The organism is Phenylobacterium sp. (assembly GCF_031360265.1).
Classification (GTDB): domain Bacteria; phylum Pseudomonadota; class Alphaproteobacteria; order Caulobacterales; family Caulobacteraceae; genus Phenylobacterium.
The window spans coordinates 32,683-52,913 of the sequence record NZ_JANMBF010000045.1 but is presented as its reverse complement, the minus strand read 5'-3'; the positions used below and the strand labels follow the sequence as shown (position 1 = coordinate 52,913).

General features: G+C 65.8%; 20 protein-coding genes and 1 pseudogene. 14 read left to right on the top strand and 7 right to left on the bottom strand.

Features of this window, described 5'->3' with window-relative positions; all coding sequences use genetic code 11:
* Nucleotides 1-33: 33 nt before the first annotated feature.
* Genes RMN86_RS04005 through metH form a run of 3 tightly spaced genes read left to right on the top strand, consistent with a single transcriptional unit; the run spans nucleotide 34 to nucleotide 3,567 of the window.
* Nucleotides 34-450 carry a hypothetical protein gene (locus RMN86_RS04005; protein WP_309604543.1) on the top strand — a complete coding sequence of 139 codons (417 nt, stop codon included), beginning with the start codon at nucleotides 34-36 and terminating at the stop codon, nucleotides 448-450.
* Nucleotides 447-896 (top strand): PIN domain-containing protein, encoded by a 450-nt coding sequence (locus tag RMN86_RS04000; RefSeq protein WP_309604542.1) that lies wholly within the window; start codon nucleotides 447-449, stop codon nucleotides 894-896. Before RMN86_RS04005 ends, RMN86_RS04000 begins: the two co-directional genes overlap by 4 nt.
* Nucleotides 897-903: 7 nt before the next feature.
* Nucleotides 904-3,567, top strand: a complete 2,664-nt coding sequence (gene metH, locus RMN86_RS03995) for a methionine synthase (RefSeq protein WP_309604541.1) — start codon at nucleotides 904-906, stop codon at nucleotides 3,565-3,567.
* Nucleotides 3,568-3,628: 61 nt separating this feature from the next.
* Here metH and RMN86_RS03990 read toward each other — a convergent pair whose 3' ends face one another.
* Together RMN86_RS03990 and RMN86_RS03985 are read right to left on the bottom strand one after the other, a co-directional pair.
* On the bottom strand, nucleotides 3,629-4,258 hold the full coding sequence (locus RMN86_RS03990; protein WP_309604540.1) for a TetR/AcrR family transcriptional regulator: 630 nt from the start codon (nucleotides 4,256-4,258) through the stop codon (nucleotides 3,629-3,631).
* Nucleotides 4,255-4,686, bottom strand: a complete 432-nt coding sequence (locus RMN86_RS03985; protein WP_309604539.1) for a cupin domain-containing protein — start codon at nucleotides 4,684-4,686, stop codon at nucleotides 4,255-4,257. The genes RMN86_RS03990 and RMN86_RS03985 overlap by 4 nt, the downstream gene beginning before the upstream one ends.
* Before the next feature lie 53 nt (nucleotides 4,687-4,739).
* Here RMN86_RS03985 and RMN86_RS03980 point away from each other — a divergent pair.
* Nucleotides 4,740-4,964 (top strand): annotated as a pseudogene (locus RMN86_RS03980) (vitamin B12 dependent-methionine synthase activation domain-containing protein); the annotation flags it as partial.
* A 10-nt stretch (nucleotides 4,965-4,974) separates the two neighbouring features.
* On the opposite strand, the gene RMN86_RS03975 reads toward RMN86_RS03980, so the two are convergent.
* Complete coding sequence (locus RMN86_RS03975) at nucleotides 4,975-5,769, bottom strand: SDR family oxidoreductase (RefSeq protein WP_309604537.1); 795 nt, start codon at nucleotides 5,767-5,769, stop codon at nucleotides 4,975-4,977.
* Between the two features lie 296 nt (nucleotides 5,770-6,065).
* Between RMN86_RS03975 and RMN86_RS03970 the strand changes: the two genes are divergently transcribed.
* The 9 genes from RMN86_RS03970 (at nucleotide 6,066) to RMN86_RS03930 (ending at nucleotide 14,368) form a co-directional block, all read left to right on the top strand.
* Nucleotides 6,066-6,635, top strand: coding sequence for an SDR family oxidoreductase (locus RMN86_RS03970; protein ID WP_309604536.1), 570 nt, complete (start codon nucleotides 6,066-6,068; stop codon nucleotides 6,633-6,635).
* Nucleotides 6,632-7,399 carry an SDR family oxidoreductase gene (locus tag RMN86_RS03965; RefSeq protein ID WP_309604535.1) on the top strand — a complete coding sequence of 256 codons (768 nt, stop codon included), beginning with the start codon at nucleotides 6,632-6,634 and terminating at the stop codon, nucleotides 7,397-7,399. Before RMN86_RS03970 ends, RMN86_RS03965 begins: the two co-directional genes overlap by 4 nt.
* A gap of 22 nt (nucleotides 7,400-7,421) precedes the next feature.
* On the top strand, nucleotides 7,422-8,387 hold the full coding sequence (locus tag RMN86_RS03960; RefSeq protein ID WP_309604534.1) for a thiamine pyrophosphate-dependent dehydrogenase E1 component subunit alpha: 966 nt from the start codon (nucleotides 7,422-7,424) through the stop codon (nucleotides 8,385-8,387).
* A gap of 2 nt (nucleotides 8,388-8,389) precedes the next feature.
* Nucleotides 8,390-9,400 (top strand): alpha-ketoacid dehydrogenase subunit beta, encoded by a 1,011-nt coding sequence (locus RMN86_RS03955; RefSeq protein ID WP_309604533.1) that lies wholly within the window; start codon nucleotides 8,390-8,392, stop codon nucleotides 9,398-9,400.
* Between the two features lie 19 nt (nucleotides 9,401-9,419).
* A complete protein-coding gene (locus tag RMN86_RS03950) occupies nucleotides 9,420-10,430 on the top strand; it encodes an NADP-dependent oxidoreductase (protein WP_309604532.1) in 1,011 nt (336 codons plus the stop codon).
* Between the two features lie 4 nt (nucleotides 10,431-10,434).
* The gene (locus tag RMN86_RS03945) at nucleotides 10,435-11,265 is read left to right on the top strand and encodes a ThuA domain-containing protein (protein ID WP_309604531.1); all 831 of its coding nucleotides are present in this window, start codon (nucleotides 10,435-10,437) and stop codon (nucleotides 11,263-11,265) included.
* 122 nt (nucleotides 11,266-11,387) lie between these two features.
* Nucleotides 11,388-11,798, top strand: coding sequence for an OB-fold domain-containing protein (locus RMN86_RS03940; RefSeq protein ID WP_309604530.1), 411 nt, complete (start codon nucleotides 11,388-11,390; stop codon nucleotides 11,796-11,798).
* A gap of 18 nt (nucleotides 11,799-11,816) precedes the next feature.
* Complete coding sequence (locus tag RMN86_RS03935) at nucleotides 11,817-12,959, top strand: thiolase family protein (RefSeq protein WP_309604529.1); 1,143 nt, start codon at nucleotides 11,817-11,819, stop codon at nucleotides 12,957-12,959.
* A 2-nt stretch (nucleotides 12,960-12,961) separates the two neighbouring features.
* Nucleotides 12,962-14,368: an aromatic ring-hydroxylating dioxygenase subunit alpha gene (locus RMN86_RS03930; protein ID WP_309604528.1), complete on the top strand. Its 1,407-nt coding sequence runs from the start codon at nucleotides 12,962-12,964 to the stop codon at nucleotides 14,366-14,368.
* Nucleotides 14,369-14,492: 124 nt separating this feature from the next.
* Here RMN86_RS03930 and RMN86_RS03925 read toward each other — a convergent pair whose 3' ends face one another.
* Together RMN86_RS03925 and RMN86_RS03920 are read right to left on the bottom strand one after the other, a co-directional pair.
* A complete protein-coding gene (locus tag RMN86_RS03925) occupies nucleotides 14,493-15,284 on the bottom strand; it encodes an SDR family oxidoreductase (RefSeq protein WP_309604527.1) in 792 nt (263 codons plus the stop codon).
* Nucleotides 15,285-15,306: 22 nt separating this feature from the next.
* Nucleotides 15,307-16,074: a glucose 1-dehydrogenase gene (locus tag RMN86_RS03920; RefSeq protein WP_309604526.1), complete on the bottom strand. Its 768-nt coding sequence runs from the start codon at nucleotides 16,072-16,074 to the stop codon at nucleotides 15,307-15,309.
* Nucleotides 16,075-16,248: 174 nt separating this feature from the next.
* Here RMN86_RS03920 and RMN86_RS03915 point away from each other — a divergent pair, with 174 nt between their 5' ends.
* Nucleotides 16,249-17,676, top strand: coding sequence for a carotenoid oxygenase family protein (locus tag RMN86_RS03915; RefSeq protein WP_309604525.1), 1,428 nt, complete (start codon nucleotides 16,249-16,251; stop codon nucleotides 17,674-17,676).
* 48 nt (nucleotides 17,677-17,724) lie between these two features.
* Here RMN86_RS03915 and RMN86_RS03910 read toward each other — a convergent pair whose 3' ends face one another.
* Both RMN86_RS03910 and RMN86_RS03905 read right to left on the bottom strand, forming a co-directional pair.
* Nucleotides 17,725-18,657 carry an NmrA family NAD(P)-binding protein gene (locus RMN86_RS03910; protein ID WP_309604524.1) on the bottom strand — a complete coding sequence of 311 codons (933 nt, stop codon included), beginning with the start codon at nucleotides 18,655-18,657 and terminating at the stop codon, nucleotides 17,725-17,727.
* A gap of 130 nt (nucleotides 18,658-18,787) precedes the next feature.
* Nucleotides 18,788-20,188 (bottom strand): MFS transporter, encoded by a 1,401-nt coding sequence (locus RMN86_RS03905; RefSeq protein WP_309604523.1) that lies wholly within the window; start codon nucleotides 20,186-20,188, stop codon nucleotides 18,788-18,790.
* Between the last annotated feature and the right edge of the window lie 43 nt (nucleotides 20,189-20,231).

Genomic DNA, 20,231 nt, shown 5'->3' with positions numbered 1-20,231 from the left:
AGGCGCCATGCGCGGATGCGAGCGAGTCGTCAAATGACCCATACGACGATCTCAGACGTCGTGATCTGGGCCAAGCATCTCGGCGGCGCGCCTCGGGAACGGATCCTCGCGCTCAGGCCGGGGGAACTTCTCATGCTGAAGGTCGACGGCGTTCCCGGATCCTGGCGCAAAATGGAGGATGGCCGAGACGGCCGGCCGACGTTGGGCGTCCGCCCGATGGGTCCAGCGGCCGAGCTTTGGCGCAAACTCTACCGTGAGCGGCGGGGCCAGATCGTCGCTGTTGAAATTGCCGACGCGTCGAACCGCGCACCGATCCCGATCTGTCCGTCGCCGGCGACATCGGAGGCGGAACGCCAGGCTGCAATCGAGTCTTTCCTGGGTCTGGCTGGCCAGGGATGGCGGTCGGACGGTCCCTATGGACCGCGTGACGAACTCTACGACCGCGAATGATCAGCGCGGACACGAATATACTCGTCTATGCCGTGGATGATCGCGACAGGGAGGGACGCCAGTCGGTGGCAAGGGCGGTCGTGCTGCGGCTGACCGCGATGCAACAACCGATCGCCCTGCAGGTGGTGGGCGAGTTGCAGAATGTGCTGCGGCGACGTCTCAAGCTGCCGCCTCACGTCGCGATGCAACAGGCGCGGAATATCTTCGTGACGTTTCCAAACTTCGCCTACGACGCGGGTTGCGTCGAGATCGCGCTCGGGCAGGCGGCGGCTGGTCGTTTTTCCTATTGGGATGCGCTGCTGCTCGCCGCGTGCTCACGGGCCGGGATAACCACCCTGCTGTCCGAGGACATGCAGGATGGATCGGTCTTCCAGGGCGTGCAGATCGTGAACCCGTTTTCGCCGCAGGGGCTCAGCCCTCGCGCCCGCGAACGCCTCCAGCTCTAGGCAGTCCATGCGACCTCTCTTCATCAATATCGGCGAACGGACCAATGTCACCGGGTCGGCGAAGTTCCGTAAGCTGATCGAGGCCGGCGAATACGCCGAAGCCCTGAGCGTGGCGCGCCAGCAGGTCGACGCCGGCGCCCAGGTGCTGGACGTCAACATGGACGCCGGCCTGCTCGACGGCCAGGCCGCGATGGTCACCTTCCTCAATCTGATCGCCGCCGAGCCGGACATCGCCCGGGTGCCGGTGATGATCGATTCCTCGAAGTGGGAGGTGATCGAGGCGGGGCTGCGTTGCGTCCAGGGCAAGGCGATCGTCAACTCGATCTCGATGAAGGAGGGCGAGGCCAGGTTCATCGAACAGGCCCGGGCCTGCCTGCGCTATGGCGCCGCCGTGGTGGTGATGGCCTTCGACGAGGTGGGCCAGGCCGACACGGCGGCCCGCAAGATCGAGATCTGCGCGCGGGCCTACAAGATCCTCACCGAACAGGTGGGCTTCCCGGCCGAGGACATCATCTTCGACCCCAACATCTTCGCCGTGGCCACCGGGATCGACGAGCACAACAACTATGCCGTGGATTTCATCGAGGCGACGCGGGAGATCAAGGCCCAGCTGCCGCACGCGCGGATCAGTGGCGGCGTGTCGAATGTCAGCTTCAGCTTCCGCGGCAACGAGCCGGTGCGCCGCGCGATCCACGGCGTGTTCCTCTATCACGCCATCGCCGCCGGCATGGACATGGGCATCGTCAACGCCGGCGATCTGCCGGTCTATGACGACATCCCCGAAGAGCTGCGCGAGGCCGTCGAGGACGTGATCCTCAACCGGCCGCAACGCGACCCGGCGCTGACCAACACCGAACGGCTGGTGGAGCTCGCGCCCAGGTACAAGGGCGGCAAGAGCGAGGTGAAGGGGCCGGACCTGACCTGGCGCGAGGCCCCAGTCGCCCAGCGGATCAGCCACGCCCTGGTGCACGGCCTGACCGACTATATCGAGGCCGACACCGAGGAGGCCCGGGGCCTGGCCGAGCGCCCGCTGCACGTCATCGAGGGCCCCTTGATGGACGGCATGAACGTGGTCGGCGACCTGTTCGGCGCGGGCAAGATGTTCCTGCCCCAGGTGGTCAAGTCGGCGCGGGTGATGAAGCAGGCCGTCGCCTACCTGTTGCCGTTCATGGAGAAGGAAAAGGAAGGCAAGCCCCGTCAGGCCAACGGCAAGATCCTGATGGCCACGGTCAAGGGCGACGTCCACGACATCGGCAAGAACATCGTCGGCGTGGTCCTGCAGTGCAACAATTACGACGTGGTCGATCTGGGCGTGATGGTCTCGGCCGACCGCATCCTGGACGAAGCCATCGCCCAGAAGGCCGACATCGTCGGGCTGTCGGGCCTGATCACCCCCTCGCTCGACGAGATGGCCTATGTGGCCGGCGAGATGGAACGGCGTGGCATGACCATCCCTCTGCTGATCGGCGGCGCCACGACCTCGAAGACCCACACGGCGGTGAAGATCGAGCCACGGTACAAGGGCGGCCAGACCACCTATGTGCTCGACGCCAGCCGGGCGGTCGGCGTGGTCTCGGGCCTGCTGTCGCCCACCGAACGCGATCGTCTGCAGGCCGAGACCGCGGCGGAGTACGTCCGGGTGCGCGAACAGTTCGCCCGCGGCCAGGACAAGCGCGCGCGGGCCACCCTGGCGCAGGCCCGTGACAACGCCTTCGCGCCGGACTGGAGCGTCTACGATCCGCCGAGGCCGTCGTTCATCGGCACACGGACGTTTGCGCCCTATGATCTGGCGGACCTGGCGCGGCACATTGACTGGTCGCCGTTCTTCGCCAGCTGGGAGCTGATCGGCCGCTACCCGCAGATCCTCGCCGACGACGTGGTCGGCGAGGCCGCGACATCCCTGTTCAAGGACGGCCAGGTGATGATGCAACAGATCATCGGCCAGCAGTGGTTCGAGGCGCGCGGCGTGGTCGGCTTCTGGCCCGCCAATTCCGACGGGGACGATATTGTTCTCTATACGGACGAGACGCGGACGACCGTGCTCGCGCGGCTGCACACCCTTCGCCAGCAGATGGCGAAAGACAAGAGCCAGGCCGACGGCGGCCGGGCCAATGTGGCGTTGGCCGACTTCGTGGCGCCGGTGGGGACCAAGCCCGACTGGGTCGGCGGCTTCGCGGTCACCGCCGGGCACGGCGAGAGCGAGATCGCCAAGGCGTTCAAGGCCAAGGGCGACGACTATTCGGCGATCCTGGCCGCCTCGCTGGCCGACCGGCTGGCGGAAGCCTTCGCCGAGGCCCTGCACCGGCGCGTGCGCACCGAGCTCTGGGGCTATGCCCCCGACGAGCCCTTCGACATCGACGCCCTGGTGGCCGAGCAGTACCGCGGCATCCGCCCCGCGCCCGGCTATCCGGCCCAGCCGGACCACACCGAAAAGGGCGAGCTGTTCAGGATCCTCGGGGCTGAGGCCGCCACCGGCCTGGCGCTCACCGAGAGCTACGCCATGTACCCGACGGCGGCGGTGTCAGGGCTCTATTTCAGCCACCCGGAAAGCCACTATTTCGGCGTCGGGCGGATCGAGAAGGATCAGGTCGAAGACTACGCGCGGCGCAAGGGCTGGGACCTGGCCACGGCCGAACGGTGGCTGGGCCCGATCCTGAATTATGAGGCTTGAGGGACCCCTGAAGCTGGCGGGATGAATATGGGCGGCTGACTCACGGCGGACCTTCGGAAGGTCAGCATTCTGATCCGTCGAATGCCGGTGGAGTCTTGGCGTTTGTCTGACCGCGAAGCTGCGCGACGATCAGGGCGACGGTGTTGGCGATCACGCCCGGGATCCGCGCCAGCGGGAGGCCGTGATCGTGGAGCGGCCAGGAGGCATCGGCGCCGGAGAGACTGAGCAGCATTGCCGTTGCGTCGGCGGTGGCGTTCGGGGGAGCGCCAATCGCCTTAACAGCCTTGCGAATGGCGTCGAGGCGCTTCACCCGGCGGTGCTGGCGCACCTCATTCCAGACCCCGCTCCGGCTCGCGGCGATCGCGCGGGTGAGCGGATGCCGCAGCGCCATGGCGTGGATGTCGTGGAAGTAGCGCGGGAGGTCGTCGGGGCTAGAGGCGAGGACGACGCCCGCCGGATAGAACATCCGGTCGAACCAGTCGCTGAGCGCGAGGATCTGGCTTTCCTCGTTCGGGAAGTGGAAGTGCACGGTGCGCAGGCTGACGCCGGCGCGCAGCGCGGCATCGCTTGGCGAGAGCTTGTCCCGGCCGGGCTCGGACAGCTGTTCGGCGAACGCACTGAGGATGGCCTCGCGCGTCGCCGCGGCCTGCGCCTCACGTTTCGGGCTGACGTAGCGGCGGGTCGACGTCATGCCGGCGGAAGGAACTCTATGCCGTGGAGACTGCCGACGCGAAGGACGCCCGCAATGTCCGGCGGGTTCATGGACACTTCGCTCGACACCTGACGGAAGAATTTCGAGGCGTTGCCCTTGGTGACTATGGTGAGGAACTCGGCGTCTTCGACGGTGTGATAGCTGTGCGGCGTGTTGGCCGGCACGTGCGCAAAGCCTCCGGCCTCAAGACGTATGGTCCTGCCGTCAACCGTGACGTCGAGCACGCCCTTGGTCACCACGTAAATCTCTTCCCACCCATGCCGGTGCGTCGGCGGCCCCCCGCCGGAGGGGCCGCGGGTGTCGAAGATCTCGACGGCAGAGCCCATGTCGTTTGTCAGCATCGGGGCGAGCGTTTCGCCCAGCACGTAAAAGCTTTCCGTTGCGTGGCTCTTGGCTGTCCCGGACATGATCGGCTCCCATCGCTATTTTCATTGCGTCAAAGTGCAGTGAATTGGGTTTAGCATTCGCTGCATCTGGACGCAACCAATATCTGGCGCTTGCCGAGAGCGACGCCATTTACCCGACGGCGGCTGTCTCAGGGCTCTATGTCAGCCATCCGGAGAGACACCATTTCGGCGTCGGGCGGATCGAGAAGGATCAGGTCGAAGACTACGCGCGGCGCAAGGGCTGGGACCTGGCCACGGCCGAACGGTGGCTGGGACCGATCCTGAACTACGAGCCGTGATGCCCTCCGCCTACGCCTGCGCGGGATTCATCGTGCGCTGCGTCGCGTCGCCGAGCGAAGAGCCGCCATCGCAGTCGAGGATGATCCCCGTGACATAGGATGCTGACGCGCTGCAGAGGAATACGGCGCTCTCGGCCACCTCCTCAATACGGCCCCAGCGTTTCAAGGCGATACGCTCCTGGCGCCCCCCATCCGCCGAGGCGCCGGGGGCGAGCCGGGTCATGCCCTCGGTGCCGGCGATCGGGCCGGGGGAGATGGCGTTCACACGAATGTCCGGCCCCCACTCCAGGGCCAGGACTCGCACGGCCTGGTTGATGCCCGCCTTGGCGGCGCAGGCGTGAATCTGCAGGGTCGAGGCGTTCACCGCCTGGGGCGCCGTGATGGCGATCAGCGAGGCGCCTGGCGTGTTCAAGAGGTCGTGACAGGCGCGGAAGACATTGAAGGTGCCGTTGAGATCGATGTCCACCACGGTGCGGAAGGCGTTGGCAGACATGCCGACGGCGGGCGCCAGGAAATTTCCGGCCGCGCCGGAGACCACGATGTCCAACTTGCCGAACTCGGCGACGACATGTTCGAGCGCGCCGCGGATCGCGCCGTAGTCGCGCACGTCGGCCGACAGCCCGAGCGCCTCCGGCCCGATGGACGCCGCGGCGTTCTTCGCCTTTTCGGGATTGCGCCCGACGACGGCGACTTTTGCGCCGAGTTCGGCCAGGCGCTTGGCTATGCCGAGGTTGATGCCACTGGTGCCGCCGGCGACGAAAGCCGTCTTGCCGGCCAACAGGCCGTCCTTGAATGCGCTGGTCACGTCTTGGTCTCCAGAGTTCGACAGGGTTCAGGCCGTCGCCCGATCTCGCGTCGGGATCATCTTGTAGGCGACCGCCCAAGTTTCACAAGTTGACAGTGTAAGCTCAAAAGGCCGCGCGTTCAGCCCCAGCCGGGGTGATCAGGTGAATCATGGGCGCAAAAACAGTTCGTGACGCCGTTAACCAGCAGGCTTGACTTTTATCGACCTCGTCCCGATGAATTCCGCTGACGCCGCAAAGGCGCCGCCACAGCCTGAACGCAGGCGTGGCGTACTGAGATCCGGGAGTGCGTCTGACGATGGAGAGGTCCGCCAATCCTCCTCTGGCGGCCAGGCTGGTCGGCGGCGATGACGACCTGGCCTCTGCAATCAGCCAGGCGCTTGTCGCAGACGGCGCGCGGATCGTCGATGGTCCGGCGAATGACCATCCGGGCGGGCTTGATATCCTGATCTTCATCGCGCCCGAAGGGGCGGGTGGGCCCATCGCCAAGACGACCGGCGCCGATTTCTCAAGCCAGGTCGGCGCCAGCCTGCTGGCGGCATTCCTCGCGCTTCAGAGCGGCGTCTCGGCGATGCGCGCCAAGGGCGACGGAGGCTCGGTGGTGTTTGTCGCCCCCCCGGCGAGAACGCGCCGCGCGTTCGACGCCTTGACGCAGGGCCTGCGACTGGTGACCAAGGCCGCCGCCCTGGAGTTGGGTCCTGAGAAGATTCGCGTCAACATTGTCCTGCCGGGCAACGGGGAAAACCCGCTTGGCCGCCCCCGCGCGCCCGCCGAGATCGCCGCGGCTGTGGCCTTCGCCGCGTCTGGCAGATCGCAGTTCATGACCGGCGCCGACCTGGTGCTCGACGGCGGGGCCCAGGCGCAATGAACGGTCGCCTTCAAGACCGCGTGGTGATCGTCACCGGCGCGACCAGGGGCATCGGCCGCGAGACCGCAAGGGTGCTCGCCCGCGAGGGCGCCAGGGTCGCCTGCACCGGTCGGGACCTCGGCGACGGCGCCAGCGTGGTCGCCGAAATCACCGCTGAGGGGGGCCGGGCGATCTTCGTCCCGCATGACATCGCCAGCGAGGCTGACTGGCGCACGGTGATCGCCCGGGCCGAGGCGCAGCTGGGCGGCGTCTATGGCGTGGTCAACAACGCCGGAGCCTTCCTTGTCCGGCCGCTCGCGGACACCACGGAGGCCGACTTCCAGGACATCTATGACGTCAATGTCCAAGGCGCCTTTCTCGGCCTGAAGCTCGGATTCGAAGCCATTGTCCGCGCCGGCGCGCCGGGCGCCATCGTCAATGTCTCCTCGCTGATGGGCCAGGTCGGCTTTCCCGGGGCGATCGCCTATTGCGCCACCAAGGGCGCGGTCACCGGTCTGACCAAGACAGCGGCTGTCGAAGGCGCGGCGATGCGACCGCAGGTGCGCGTCAATTCGCTGCATCCCGGGGTGATCTGGACGCCGATGATCACCCGCCAGTTCGGCGACGACCCGGCCCTCGCCGAGGCCTTCGCCGATGACACGCCCTTGAAGATGATCGGCCTGCCGCAATACATGGCGGACGCTATCCTCTTCCTGATCAGCGACGAGGCGGCCATGGTCACCGGCGCCGAGTTGACAGTTGACGGCGGGCGGGGAGCCGGCTGACGCCCATGCAAGGATCGATGACATGCAATTGAGCCGTGACGACCTCAAGCGCGCCTACCGGGGAATGTTCACCATCCGCGCCTTTGAGGAGCGGGTGGATAAGGAGTTCGCCCTGGGCAATATTCCGGGCTTCGCCCACGTCTATCTGGGTCAGGAAGCCTCGGGCGTTGGCGTCTGTTTCGACCTCACCGACGAGGACCAGATCGGCTCGACCCATCGCGGCCACGGGCACTGCATCGCCAAGGGCTGTGACGTGAAGGGCATGATGCTCGAGATCATGGGCAAGGCCGGAGGGCTCTGTGGGGGCAAGGGCGGCTCGATGCACATCGCCGACATGTCCAAAGGCATGCTGGGGGCCAACGCCATTGTGGGGGGGTCGCCTCCGATCGCGGTCGGTGCGGCCCTCACCCAGAAACTTCTTAAGACCGGCAAGGTCGCGGTCGCGTTCTCAGGCGATGGCGCCTCGAACCAAGGGACCACCTTTGAAGCCCTGAACATGGCGGTGGTGCTCGGCGTGCCAGCCATATTTGCGTTCGAGAACAACGGCTACGGCGAGCACACCGCGGCGAGCTATGCGGTGGGTGCCCCGTCGATCGCCGAGCGCGCCAGAAGCTTTGGCATGCCGGCGGAGGTGGTCGATGGTTCAGACTTCTTCGCCGTGCATCAGGCCATGGGCCGCGCCCTGGAACGCGGCCGGGCGGGCGAAGGGCCCTATGCCCTGGAGATCGTCTGCTCGCGCTTCCTTGGCCACTTCGTCGGCGACCCGCAGGCCTATCGCCTGCCGGAGGAGCTGGCTCAGGCGCGGGCCAACGATCCGCTCATCCGTTTCCGCGCCGGCGTCACAGGGGCGAGCCTTCTGGACGCCGCCGATCTGGACACCATCGATGCTGAGGTTCTGGCCGAGATCGAGGCGGCGGTGTCTCTTGCCATCGCCGCCCCCCGGCCGGATGTGTCGACCCTCGAACAAGACGTCTACGTCAGGTATTGAACATGGCTCGAAAATCCTATCGTCAGGCGATCAACGAAGCGTTGAGCCAGGAGATGCGGCGCGACTCGCGGGTCATTATCATCGGCGAGGATGTCGCCGGCGGGCAGGGCGCATCCGGAGAGACGGGCGGCGTCGGAGGGGTCTTCGGCGTGACCGGCGGCCTCTACAAGGAATTCGGACCCGAACGGGTGCTGGACACCCCGATCAGCGAGAGCGCCATCATCGGCGCGGCCTCCGGCGCGGCGCTGACCGGTCTGCGGCCGGTGGCCGAAATCATGTTCGTCGACTTCGTCGGCGTGTGCTTCGATCAGATATACAATCAAGCCGCGAAATTCCGGTACATGTTCGGCGGCAAGGCCAAGACGCCGATGGTCATCCGCACCATGATCGGCGCGGGGTTCCGCGCCGGCGCGCAGCACAGCCAGACCCTGCACCCGCTGTTCACCATGGTGCCGGGACTCAAGGTGGTCATGCCGTCCAACGCCTATGATGCGAAGGGCCTGCTGATCAGCGCCATTCGCGACGACGACCCGGTGATCTTCATGGAATCCAAGGTGCTCTACGACACCGAGGCGGAGGTCCCCGACGAGGCCTATCGTATCCCCTTCGGCGAGGCCAACATCGCCCGGGAGGGCAAGGATCTGACCTTCGTCGCGTTTGGCTCCATGGTCCCGCGCGCCCTGGCGGTGGCGGAAATCCTGGCAAAGGACGGCGTGTCGGTGGAAGTGATCGACCCCAGAACGACGTCACCGCTTGACGAGGACGCCATACTTGAAAGCGTCGAGAAGACGGGCCGCTTGGTGATCATCGACGAAAGCCCGCCCCGTTGTTCGCTTGCCGCGGACATCGCCGGCATGGTCGCGAGCAAGGGCTTTCGCGCCCTGAAGGCTCCGATCGGCCAGGTGACCTGTCCGCACACGCCCGTGCCCTTCGCACCCAACCTGGAGGACGAGTACCTCCCCAATCCACGGCGCATCGAGGCGGCCGCGCGCGCGGTGCTGGCCTGGCGCTGATCCATCAAAGGAGGCGGTCATGACCGTCAATCGCCAATGGTTGATCAATGGGCGGCCCAACGGCCGCGCGCTGGTCGTCGATGACTTCAAATGGGTTGAGGGCGACATAGCCGCGCCCGGCGAAGGCGAGGTGGTGGTCAGGACCCTCTACCTGGCGTTCGACCCGGCGCAGAAGGGGTGGATGGAGAACATTGGCGGATACACCGCGCCCACCGAAATCGGTGACGTCATGCGCGGTTCGGGCCTGGCCGAGGTCGTTACCTCGAACAGTCCCCTCCTGCGTCCGGGCGACAGGGTGACCGGCATGCTGGGCTGGCGCGACTTCGCCACCCTTCCGGCCAAGGATCTTCTGAAGCTGCCCGACGACGGGCCGCCCACCGCCCACCTCGGCGTGCTCGGGACGACGGGCCTCACCGCGCTGTTCGGGCTTCAGAAGATCGGCAAGCCGTTTCCGGGCGACACGGTTGTGGTCACCGGCGCCGCCGGCGCCACGGGATCCGTGGTCGGTCAGATCGCCAAGATCGGCGGCTGCAAGGTGATCGGGGTGGCCGGCGGGGCGGAGAAATGCCGCTGGCTGGTGGACGAACTGGGGTTCGACGCGGCGGTCGACTACAAGGCCGGCGACATTCGCGGGCAGATGCGTGAACACGCCAAGGGCGGGATCGACGTGCTTTGGGACAACGTCGGCGGCGCCATCCTCAACGATCTGCTTGGCGAAATCGCGATGCATGCCCGGGTGGTCATCTGCGGCGGCATCAGCCGCTATCAGCTGGGTCAGATGCCCGCCGGGCCCGAGAACTATTTCAACCTGGTGTTCAAACGCGCGACCATGGAAGGCTTCATTCTCACCGACTTCATCGGCGAGTTTCCGTGGGCCCGGAGGCGGATCTCGGCCTGGATGCGCGACGGCCGGTTGCGGTTCAAAGAGGATATTCAGGTCGGCCTCGAGAACGCGCCACGGACGCTGATGCGCCTCTTCGAAGGCGCCAATTTCGGCAAGCAGCTGCTGAAGGTCTCTGAAGGGAGCTGAACCCTTGCCGGCAATTCGATACGGCGAACCGCTGCGGATTCTGGTCTCGGTCAAGGGTCATCCGTTCGACCGCAACGCCTTTGCGTCCGTGTTCGAGGACATGGAGGGCGTCCAGGCCAGCTTCGTCGACCAGCCCGCGGCCGGCCGCCTGATGAATCCCCAGGGGATGGCCGGGTTCGACGCCCTGGTTCTCTACGACATGCCGGGTATCGACTTTCGCGCCGCCGGCGACCGGCCGGGGACCGTGGCGCCGGAAGGCTCGGTCAAGGCGGGGCTGGAAGCCCTGCTCACCCAAGGCAAGGGCGTGGTCGCCCTGCATCACGCGATCGCCGGGTGGCCGGACTGGCCTGACTACGCCGACTGGCTGGGCGGAAGATTTCTCTACAAGCCTGCCGAGGTGCGCGGCCGACCCTGCCTGGACTCCGGCTACCGCCACGACGTGGCCTATCAGGCTGAAGCGGTCACCCCGGCGCACCCGATCCTGGGCGGCGTGCCCGCCGCCTTTCCGATGAAGGACGAACTCTATCTCTACGAAGTGTTCGAGGCCGAGGTGCAGCCGCTGCTGCGGGCCCGCCATCCCTTCGTCCGGGACGGCTTCTATTCGGCGCATAGCGCGGTCGCCCGGGGCCGTATGTTCTCCAATGAGGGGTGGGAGCACCCGGCGGGATCCAACCTGATCGGATGGACCAAGCGGGCGCTGAACAGCCCGCTGGTCTATCTTCAGCCCGGCGACGGCCCGGAAACCTACGCCAACCCCAACTTTCGCCGGATCGTTGGCAACGCGATCAAATGGGTCGCCTCCGAAGCGACGCTCGCCTGGGCGAGAGGCGCATGAACCCGGTCGGCGCGCCAAATCGAAACAGACCGACCCGTTGAAAGAAAACACGAGTGACTTTTTTTTTCGACATCGTATGGTTTTGCCGCCGAAGCGCCCAGGCGCGCGGGGAGGATTGACGTATGAGCCAGGTTGTCGCCGAAGGCGTCTTCGTTCAGCGAGCGGACGGACCCCGGATGATCGCCGGCCGGCGCAAGGCCGATGGCGAGGTTCGCTTCCCGATGCCTTCGGGTCCTGACGCCGCGCTCTACGACGCGATCGAAATCACCGGCGAGGGCCGTCTTTGGTCGTACACGATGCAGCGATTTCGCCCCAAGACGCCGCCCTATATCGGCGCGGACGACGAGAAGACCTTCAAGCCCTTCGCCTTGGGATATGTGGAATTCCCCGGCCAGGTGATCATCGAGGGGCGCATACTCGTGGACGACATCGCCAGGCTGAAGATCGGCCAGCCGATGCGCGTGGTCATTGAGTCGTTCCCAACGTCGAGCCGCGGCGAGCTGAGCACCTACGCCTTTGAACCGACGACCTGAAACCAAGAGGCAGCGGACATGACACAAGTTCATATCATTGGCGCCGGGATCCATCCGTTCGGGCGCCATGACGACAAGACCGGGCTCGACCAGGGCGTCCACGCCGTGCGCGAGGCGCTGGCCGACGCCGGCCTTGCGTGGTCCGACGTGGAGTTCGCCTTCGGGGGATCCTCCGCCGCGGGGAGCGCCGACGCGGCCCTGCCGCGCCTGGGCCTGACCGGCGTGCAGTTCATCAACATCTCCAACGGCTGCGCCACCGGTGGCTCCTCGCTGCTGTCCGGCTATTGGGCGATCAAGTCCGGTGAGTTCGACCTGGGCGTCGTGATCGGCTTCGACAAACATCCCAGGGGCGCTTTCAACGCCGACCCGGTCGCCTCGGGACTACCGCGCTGGTACGGCGAGACCGGCATGATGCTGACCACCCAGTTCTTCGCCATGAAGATCCGCAGGTACATGGAGCTTCATGCCATCAGCGCCACGACCCTGGGGCGGGTCGCGGTGAAGGCCTACGAGAACGGAACCGTCACGCCGCACGCGTGGCGGCGGGCCCCGGTCGACCTGGAGACCGTCATGACGAGCCAGATGCTGTCGGACCCACTGACCAAGTTCATGTTCTGCTCCCCGGCCGAGGGCGGCGTCGCGCTGGTGCTCGCATCGGAGACCAAGATGCGGGAGCTTGGTCTCTCGGGACCCCGGGTCCGCGGGGCGGCGGTCCGCACCCGCCCAAGGGGTTCCTTTGAGGTCTTTTCGCCTTCCCTAGACGTCAAGCGGGGCGTATCGCCGACCGAACTGGCGTCGAAGGCCGCGTATGACATGGCCGGGGTCGGTCCCGGCGACATCGATGTCGCCCAGATTCAGGACACGGAATCCGGGGCCGAGATCATGCACATGGCGGAGAACGGCTTCTGCGCGGACGGTGAGCAAGAGCAGTGGCTGTCCGAGGGCGCCACGCGGCTTTCCGGGAAGCTCCCGATCAACACCGACGGCGGTTGCCTGGCCTGCGGTGAGCCGGTTGGCGCCTCGGGCCTGCGGCAGGTGTATGAGAACGTTCAGCAACTCCGCGGCCGCGCCGCGGGGCGCCAGGTCGACGGCGCGCGCCTCGCCTACAGCCAAGTCTACGGCGCACCGGGCATTTCTGCTGTCGCAATCCTGGAGGCCTAGACATGGATGGATCCGCGCCAACCTATCGTCCCGATCGTCACCCCTCGGAGTCCTACGACGACATCCTCAACCGGGACACGCGGGCTGTTCCGGAGTTCATGCGGCAGGGACCGGCGCCGGACATCGGTTTGGATCCCGTGCCGGCGTCTCGATACTTCGACCCTGTCTACTTCCAGAAGGAAATCGATCACGTCTGGTCGAAGGTCTGGCAGATGGCTTGCCGCGAGGAGGATATCCCCGACGTCGGTGACTATCATATCTACGAAGTCGTCGGAAAATCCTTCATCGTCACCCGCACGGCCACAGGCGAAATCAAGGCTTTCTACAATGCCTGCCTGCATCGCGGCCGAAAGCTGGTGACGCTGAACGGGTGCAAGGACGAGTTTCGCTGTCCCTTCCACGGCATCACCTGGAACACCGACGGCAGCTTCAAGGAAAACCCCATCGCCTGGGATTTTCCCCAGTGGGAAGGCCGCGACATGAGCCTGCCGCAGGCGAAGGTCGACACCTGGGGCGGATTCGTCTTCATCAACATGGATCGGAACGCCGTGCCGCTGATCGATCAGATCGGCCCGCTGGCAGAGCATTTCAAAGCCTATGACTATGCCAACCGCTACAAGTCGATGCACGTTTCCAAGGTGGTCCGGTGCAACTGGAAGGCGCTGTCGGAAGCCTTCATGGAGAGCCATCACTCGGTCACGACCCACCCGCAGATCCTGCCGTTCCTGGCCGATGCCAACAGCCAGTATGACCTGCTCAACGACTACGTCAGCCGCCAGTTTTCCGCGTCCGGCGTGCCCAGCCCGTTTGTCGCCGACGAGAACTATACGCCGACTGAGATCATCCAGGCGATGAGCGGCACAAGCGGCGCGCGCCGTGGCTTCGGGGCCGATAGCGAGAACCTGGTGCCCGACGGGATGACCGCCCGCGCCTTCGCGGCCGAGCAGGCCCGCAATGCGCTCGCCGCCGAGGACGGCTGGGACTACTCGGACTGTTCGGACGCCGAGATGGGCGACGCCCTGCTCTACAACGTCTGGCCGAACATGAGCTTCTGGGCCGGCTTTGCCCCCAACCTCGTCTATCGCTGGCGACCCAACGGGCGCGACCCGGACAGCGGCATCATGGACGTGATCATGCTGAAGCGCGTTCCCAAGGACGGCCCCAGGCCGAAGCCGGCCGCGGTGCGCGAACTGGGCGTCGATGATCCCTGGAGCGATGCTGTCGAAATGGGCGGCCTTGCCGGAATCTTCGAGCAGGACATGGGCAACCTGCCCTACGTTCAGGAAGGTCTGCATTCGTCCGGCAATGGCGAAGTCCACTTCGGGCGCTATTCGGAGATGCGTATCCGCAAGCTGCACGCCATGCTGGACCGCTATATCTCCGCCGGAGAAGCCGCGGGCGGCGCGTAAGGCTCCTGCAGCCTGTCCGGCTCGGTGGGAGCTATCCGAGCCGGTTCGTCGGGTGCGATCTTGCGGATCCGTCGCGCATCGCTGCGGCGCGCCAGGCCTCGAATTTTGCCTGACGAGCCCGGCTCTACCGCCGCGCCATGGCCGCCACTACTGAGGCGGTGATCTCATCGCCCGTGGGGTTGCGGCGCAGGGTCAGCCCACCGTTGACCTGCAGGTTTTGGCCGGTCATGAAGCACTCGTCGCTGGCCAGCCACACGGCCGCCGCGGCGATGTCGTCGGACGTGCCCACGCGACCGAGGGGATAGGCGCTGGCAAAGGCTTCGAAGACCCCCGGGGTCTGCTTGGCGCCCGCCGTCATCGGCGTGTCGGTGAGGCCGGGCGAGATCGAATTGGCGCGGATTCCCTGGGCCCCGAACTCGTTGGCGACGCAACGTATCACGTGGTCCGTCCCCGCCTTTGTGCCCATGTAGGCGGCGTGGTCGTTGAGCATTATGGTGGCCGTCGCCGAACTTATCTGGATCAGCGAGCCGCCCTGGTCCATGACGCCGATCATCGCCTGCAGGAAGAAGATCGGGCCGACGAACTGAAGGTCGCTCATCGCCTTGAGCTCATCCTGGGAGGTCTCCAGGAACGGCTTTAGCAGGCCCCATCCCGTCGCGTTGACGCCGATCTGGACGCCGCCAAGCTTGGACCTCGCCGCGTCTGCCAGGGCGAAAACCTGATCGCGCCGAGTGATGTCGCAAACGGCCCAATGACCACCGATTTCGCCGGCGAAGCGGGCGAGTTCGTCTTCCTTTCGGCCAGCCACCAGAACCTTGGCGCCCTCCGCGGCAAAACGGCGTGCGATGACCTGGCCCATGTTGTCCCGGCCCGCGGCGCCCAGCACAACCGCGCCTTTTCCGTCCAGTCGCCCCATCGTGTCGCTCCTGATCTCGATGCTACATGCCCGGATGGCCGGCCATCATGCCGCCGTCCACCAGGAATTCCCCGCCGGTGACATAGCTCGCCTCGTCCGACGCCAGGAACACCGCCATGGCGGCGATCTCCTCCGGCCGGCCCATCCTGCCCATCGGCGACATGGCGTGAAACACCGGCAACAGCTGCGGCGCGGCGTCCAGGGCCGGGCGCAGGATCGGCGTCTCCGTGGCACCGGGATGCAGGGAGTTGCAGCGGATGTTGTAGCCGGAACGCGCACAATGGGCGGCCACGGCCTTGGTCAGCATCCGCACGGCGCTCTTGGTCGACGAATAGGCCACGTCACTGGGGATCGCCGCGTAGGCCGCCGTCGACGCGGTGTTGATCAGCGCGCCGCCCGATCCGCCCGGATTGCGCCGCATGGTCGAAATGCCGTGCTTGCAGCCCAGCATGACCCCCGTGAGGTTTACCCCGATGACCCGGTTCCACACCGCCAGGTCAACGTCCTCGATCGATTGGCCGCTCACGATCCCGGCGTTGTTGAACACCACATCGAGCCGACCAAACCGCTCCAGGACAAGGGCCATGAGCCGCGCCCAGGCGGCATCGTCGGCGACGTCGAGCTCCTGGAAGAGACTGCCTGTCTCGTCGGCGATCGCCGCACCCAGGTCAGCCTGAATGTCGGCGACGATGACGCAGGCGCCCTCAGCGGCGAAGCGCCTTACCGTGGCCGCGCCGATCCCCGATGCGCCGCCGGTGATGATCGCCACGCGACCCTGCAGCCGTTCCATCCAGCACCTTAGAATGTCTCGAAAAGCGTCGGCAAGGACTTGTTCGAACATTGCCGACTGTTTTCAGCGATGCTGCTGGAAACCGATTGATCGCCTGCTGCGGGCGTGTCTAAATTCAAGCCCAGGGGCCGCCCGGAAACCGGGGTAAACCAACAATACTTTCAGGACGGAAACATGACGATTCAGGGCAAGATCACCAAGGCGTCAAATCCATTTCTCACGGGCAACTATGCGCCGGTGATGGATGAACATGTGAGCCCCTGTCTTGAGATCGAGGGCGAAATTCCCAGGGACCTGAACGGCAGTTTCCTGCGGATTGGCCCCAATCCCGTGTTCGTCCCCGACGTCGAAACCTACCACATTTTCGATGGCGACGGGATGATCCACGCGGTCCAGTTCGAGGACGGCAAGGCCACCTATCGCAACCGCTTCGTCGATACCGAGGGTCTGCGCCTTGAGCGTGCAAAGGGCGCCTGGATCTGGAAGGGCATGGCCAGTATGGCCGACCTGGTGAAGGGCGTGCCGCCGCCGGCCGAGGGAATGTTCAAGAACACCGCCAACACCGCAATGGTCTACCACAACAACACGCTCTACGCCCTGATGGAGGCGGCGCCGCCCCACGCCATCCAACTGCCGGACCTGGCCACCATCGGAGAGCACACCTTCGGCGGCAAGCTCAGCCACCCCTTTACCGCCCACCCGAAGGTCGACGCCGTGACCGGCGAGATGATGACGTTCGGCTATTCGCCCTTCGAGCCCTTCCTGACCTACAGCGTGGTCGACGCGAAGGGCGAGATTGTCCACACCACGCCCATCACCATGCCCAAGGGTGTGATGATGCACGATTGCGCGATCACCGAGCACCATACCGTATTCCTCGATATGCCGATCACCTTCGACCTTGGCCGGGCGATGAAGGGCGGATTGATGCTGGATTGGGAGCCGGAGAATGGCTCACGCCTGGGGGTCGTGCCGCGCTTCGGCGGCGACAAGGACGTCAAGTGGTTTGATGTCGCGACTTCGATGGTCTTCCACGTCTCAAACGCCTGGGAGGACGGCGACGAGATCATCGTGCAGGGCAGCCGCTCGATGCGCACCGACATCTCGCGCGCGACGGAAAACGCAGGTCATCAGGACGGCGCGACCGACCAACTGGGCCAGCTATATGAGTGGCGGCTCAACATGCGCACGGGTGCGGTCAAGGAAGGCCACCTCGACACCGCCAACCACTGCGATTTCACGCGGATCAACGACGATCTCTGCGGACGCAAGACCCGCTTCACCTATGCCGCCCGCTTCGATCCGAAACATCCCATGACGCCGTTCGACGCCGCCCTCAAGTATGACGATTCAACCGGCAAGGTTCAGATCCACGCATTGGGGGCAGGCCGGTTCGGAGGCGAGGGCGTGTTCGCCAAGCGCGCCGGGGCCACATCCGAAGACGACGGTTACGTCATCACCTTTGTCTGGGATGAGACCCTCGGGCAAAGCGAGTGCCTGATCATTGACGCCAAGGATTTTGAAGGCGCGCCGGTGGCGAAGATCCGTATCCCCCACCGCGTTCCCTTCGGATTCCACGCCGGCTGGGTCCCCGCGGCCTGACCCGCGCAAGGTCCGAGGCCGGCTGAGCCGGCCTCGGAACCGTTGTCATCAGCCGGCCGGCGGGCGCGGCTTGTTGCTCAGGCGCCAGTCCTGGCGCTTGGCCCATTTGTCCATGGTTTCCAGTTCGATGGGGATCCGCGCGAGCACCGGTCCCATGTCCACCCTGAAGGGCGTCAGGGGCGACTTGTTGTTGAACTCATAGAAGGCGCCGATCGCGGGCGCGAGCAGCGAGCGCTCCTCATCGCCCATGTCATCGCCGAAGGCGTTGGCCAGGTGCAGGCCGAATTCCGCCGGCGTGCTGGGGTCGTATTTGATCGGCCGGCCAACCGCATCCGACAGATACTTGGCCACGGTCCGCGGTTTCAGAATTTCCGGGCCGCCGATGTTCATCCAGGCGCCTTCGAGGTCAGGACGATCGATCGCCGCGATCATGAACTTGGCCACGTCGTCCAGGCTGATCCAGCTGCATTCCAGATCCGGATGGTGCGGATAGACGTAGCGGCCCTCATTGACGATGAAGGGGAAGGCCCAGTTGGTCAGCAGGTTGTCCATGAACAGGACCGAGCCGAACACCGTGGCGGGCACGCCGGTGCGCCACAGGGCGTTGATCGCCTTCGTGTTTTCTCCATAAGAGAAGGGGTCGCCAGCCTTGTCGGGAATCCACCCCGACGTGTTCCAGACCACGCGCTTCAGATTGGCTCGCTTGCCTGCGCGGCCAATGGTGGTCACGGCCTGCACCCGGTCGACCCGGGCGCGCAAGGGGTGCGTGTAGAACGCCGCGTCCGCGCCCTCCATGGCCGCGAAGACAGAGTCCTCATCATAGATGTCGGCGGGCCGCACCTCCACATTCTCGAAGGTCTCCCCATAGAAGGGGTCCGCACGTCGCGAGATGGCGCGCACCTCGTGCCCGGCAGCCTTCAACTGGCGCACCTGCGCCAATCCTTGCCGACCACTCGCGCTGAAGACTGCAACCAAAGCCATTCCTGCTCTCCTTCATGATCGAGAAAATATGCGTCCGGGCGACGGGCAGCGGAGCGCCAGCGCACCTGGGGCGCTGGGTGCGGGCTGGCCCGGTTTCATGTCCGTCACCATCGGGGATCACGCATCCGGGCTAGGGGTGACCGAGCACCGGCCGTGGGACAGCGCTGGACGGGCGCAGGGCCAACAGACTGACCAGCACCGCCACAAGCGCCATGGCCGCCAGGGCCAGATACGCGCCGCGGAACGCCGCCAGCCCTCCCGCCGGTCCGGCAAGGCCGATCACCGACAGGGCGACCGCGATGCCCAGTGGAAGGCCTATGCCCTGGGAGGTCATCAGCACCGCCGTGGCTGCGCCCTGCTGCAGGGGCGGGATGTCAGATGTCGCATCGGCCATCAGGACCATGAAGGCGGCCGTGGTGCCAAATCCGATGACCACCGACCCCAGGGCGATGGCGATCCAATAGTTCGGTTGCACGCTGAACAGGGCCAGCATGACCAACCCGAGAACAAAGAGACCGAAGCCGCCGAACACGATCACCCGATGCGGCAGCCTGGCCATGAGCGGCGGCAGGGCCTGGCCCGACCCCATGACGGCCGCGGCGTAGGGCATCATTCCCAGGCCAGACTGCATGGCCGTCATCTTCAGCCCGGCCTGCATATAGAGGTTCAACAGAACGAACACGCCGCCGACAGCGGCCATTATCAGCATGAATATGACGTTCGCGGCCGCGAAGTTGCGCCGACCGAACAGTGACAAGGGTGCGAGCGGCGCGCTGGCGCGAGCCTCCGCCACGAAGAACAACCCGAATCCGACGATCCCTCCCGCCAGCATCGCCAGCGGCCGAGGCGCAGTCCATCCCTCCTGGCCCATCCTCGACACGGCGAGCAGGATGAGCGCCATGCTGGTCGTGATCAGCGCCGCGCCGGGCCAGTCGACACTGCCGCTCTGGCGCCGGCCCGGGCCCGGCTTGGGAACCACCCTCAGGGTGAGCACAATCGCCAGCATGGCCAAAGGCGGGTTCAGCAGAAAGACGGATCGCCAGCCGAATTGCGTGGTCAGGATCCCGCCAATCAGCAGACCAATGACGAGGGACAGACCTTGCATCACCCCGAACACGCTCAAGGCCTGGCGACGGGGGGCTCCGTCCGGCAGCAGGGTGTTGATCAGCGAGAAGTTGGCCGGACCCAGGATCGCGCCGCCCAGACCCTGCAACGCCCTTGCGCCGATGAGCACTGGAAGATCCGGCGACAGGGCGGCGCCGAGCGACCCCGTGGCGAACAGCGACAGGCCGATCAGCATGCAGACGCGCTGGCCGAAGATGTCGGCGGCGCGTCCGGCGAGAATCAGGACGCCGCCGCCGGCCAGGGCGCCCGCTGAAATGACCCAGGACAGCGCGGCGGGCGGAATCTGCAGCTGCCGACCGATGGAGGGCAAGGCCATGGAGACAATCGAAAAATCGATGGTCACGCTGAGCTGGGTCAGGCCGACCAGCAGGATCACCAGCCGATAGTCCGCCCCTTCCCGCGCCATGTTCGCCTTCTCGGTCTGGTTTCAGCATCGCTGCTGAATCTTG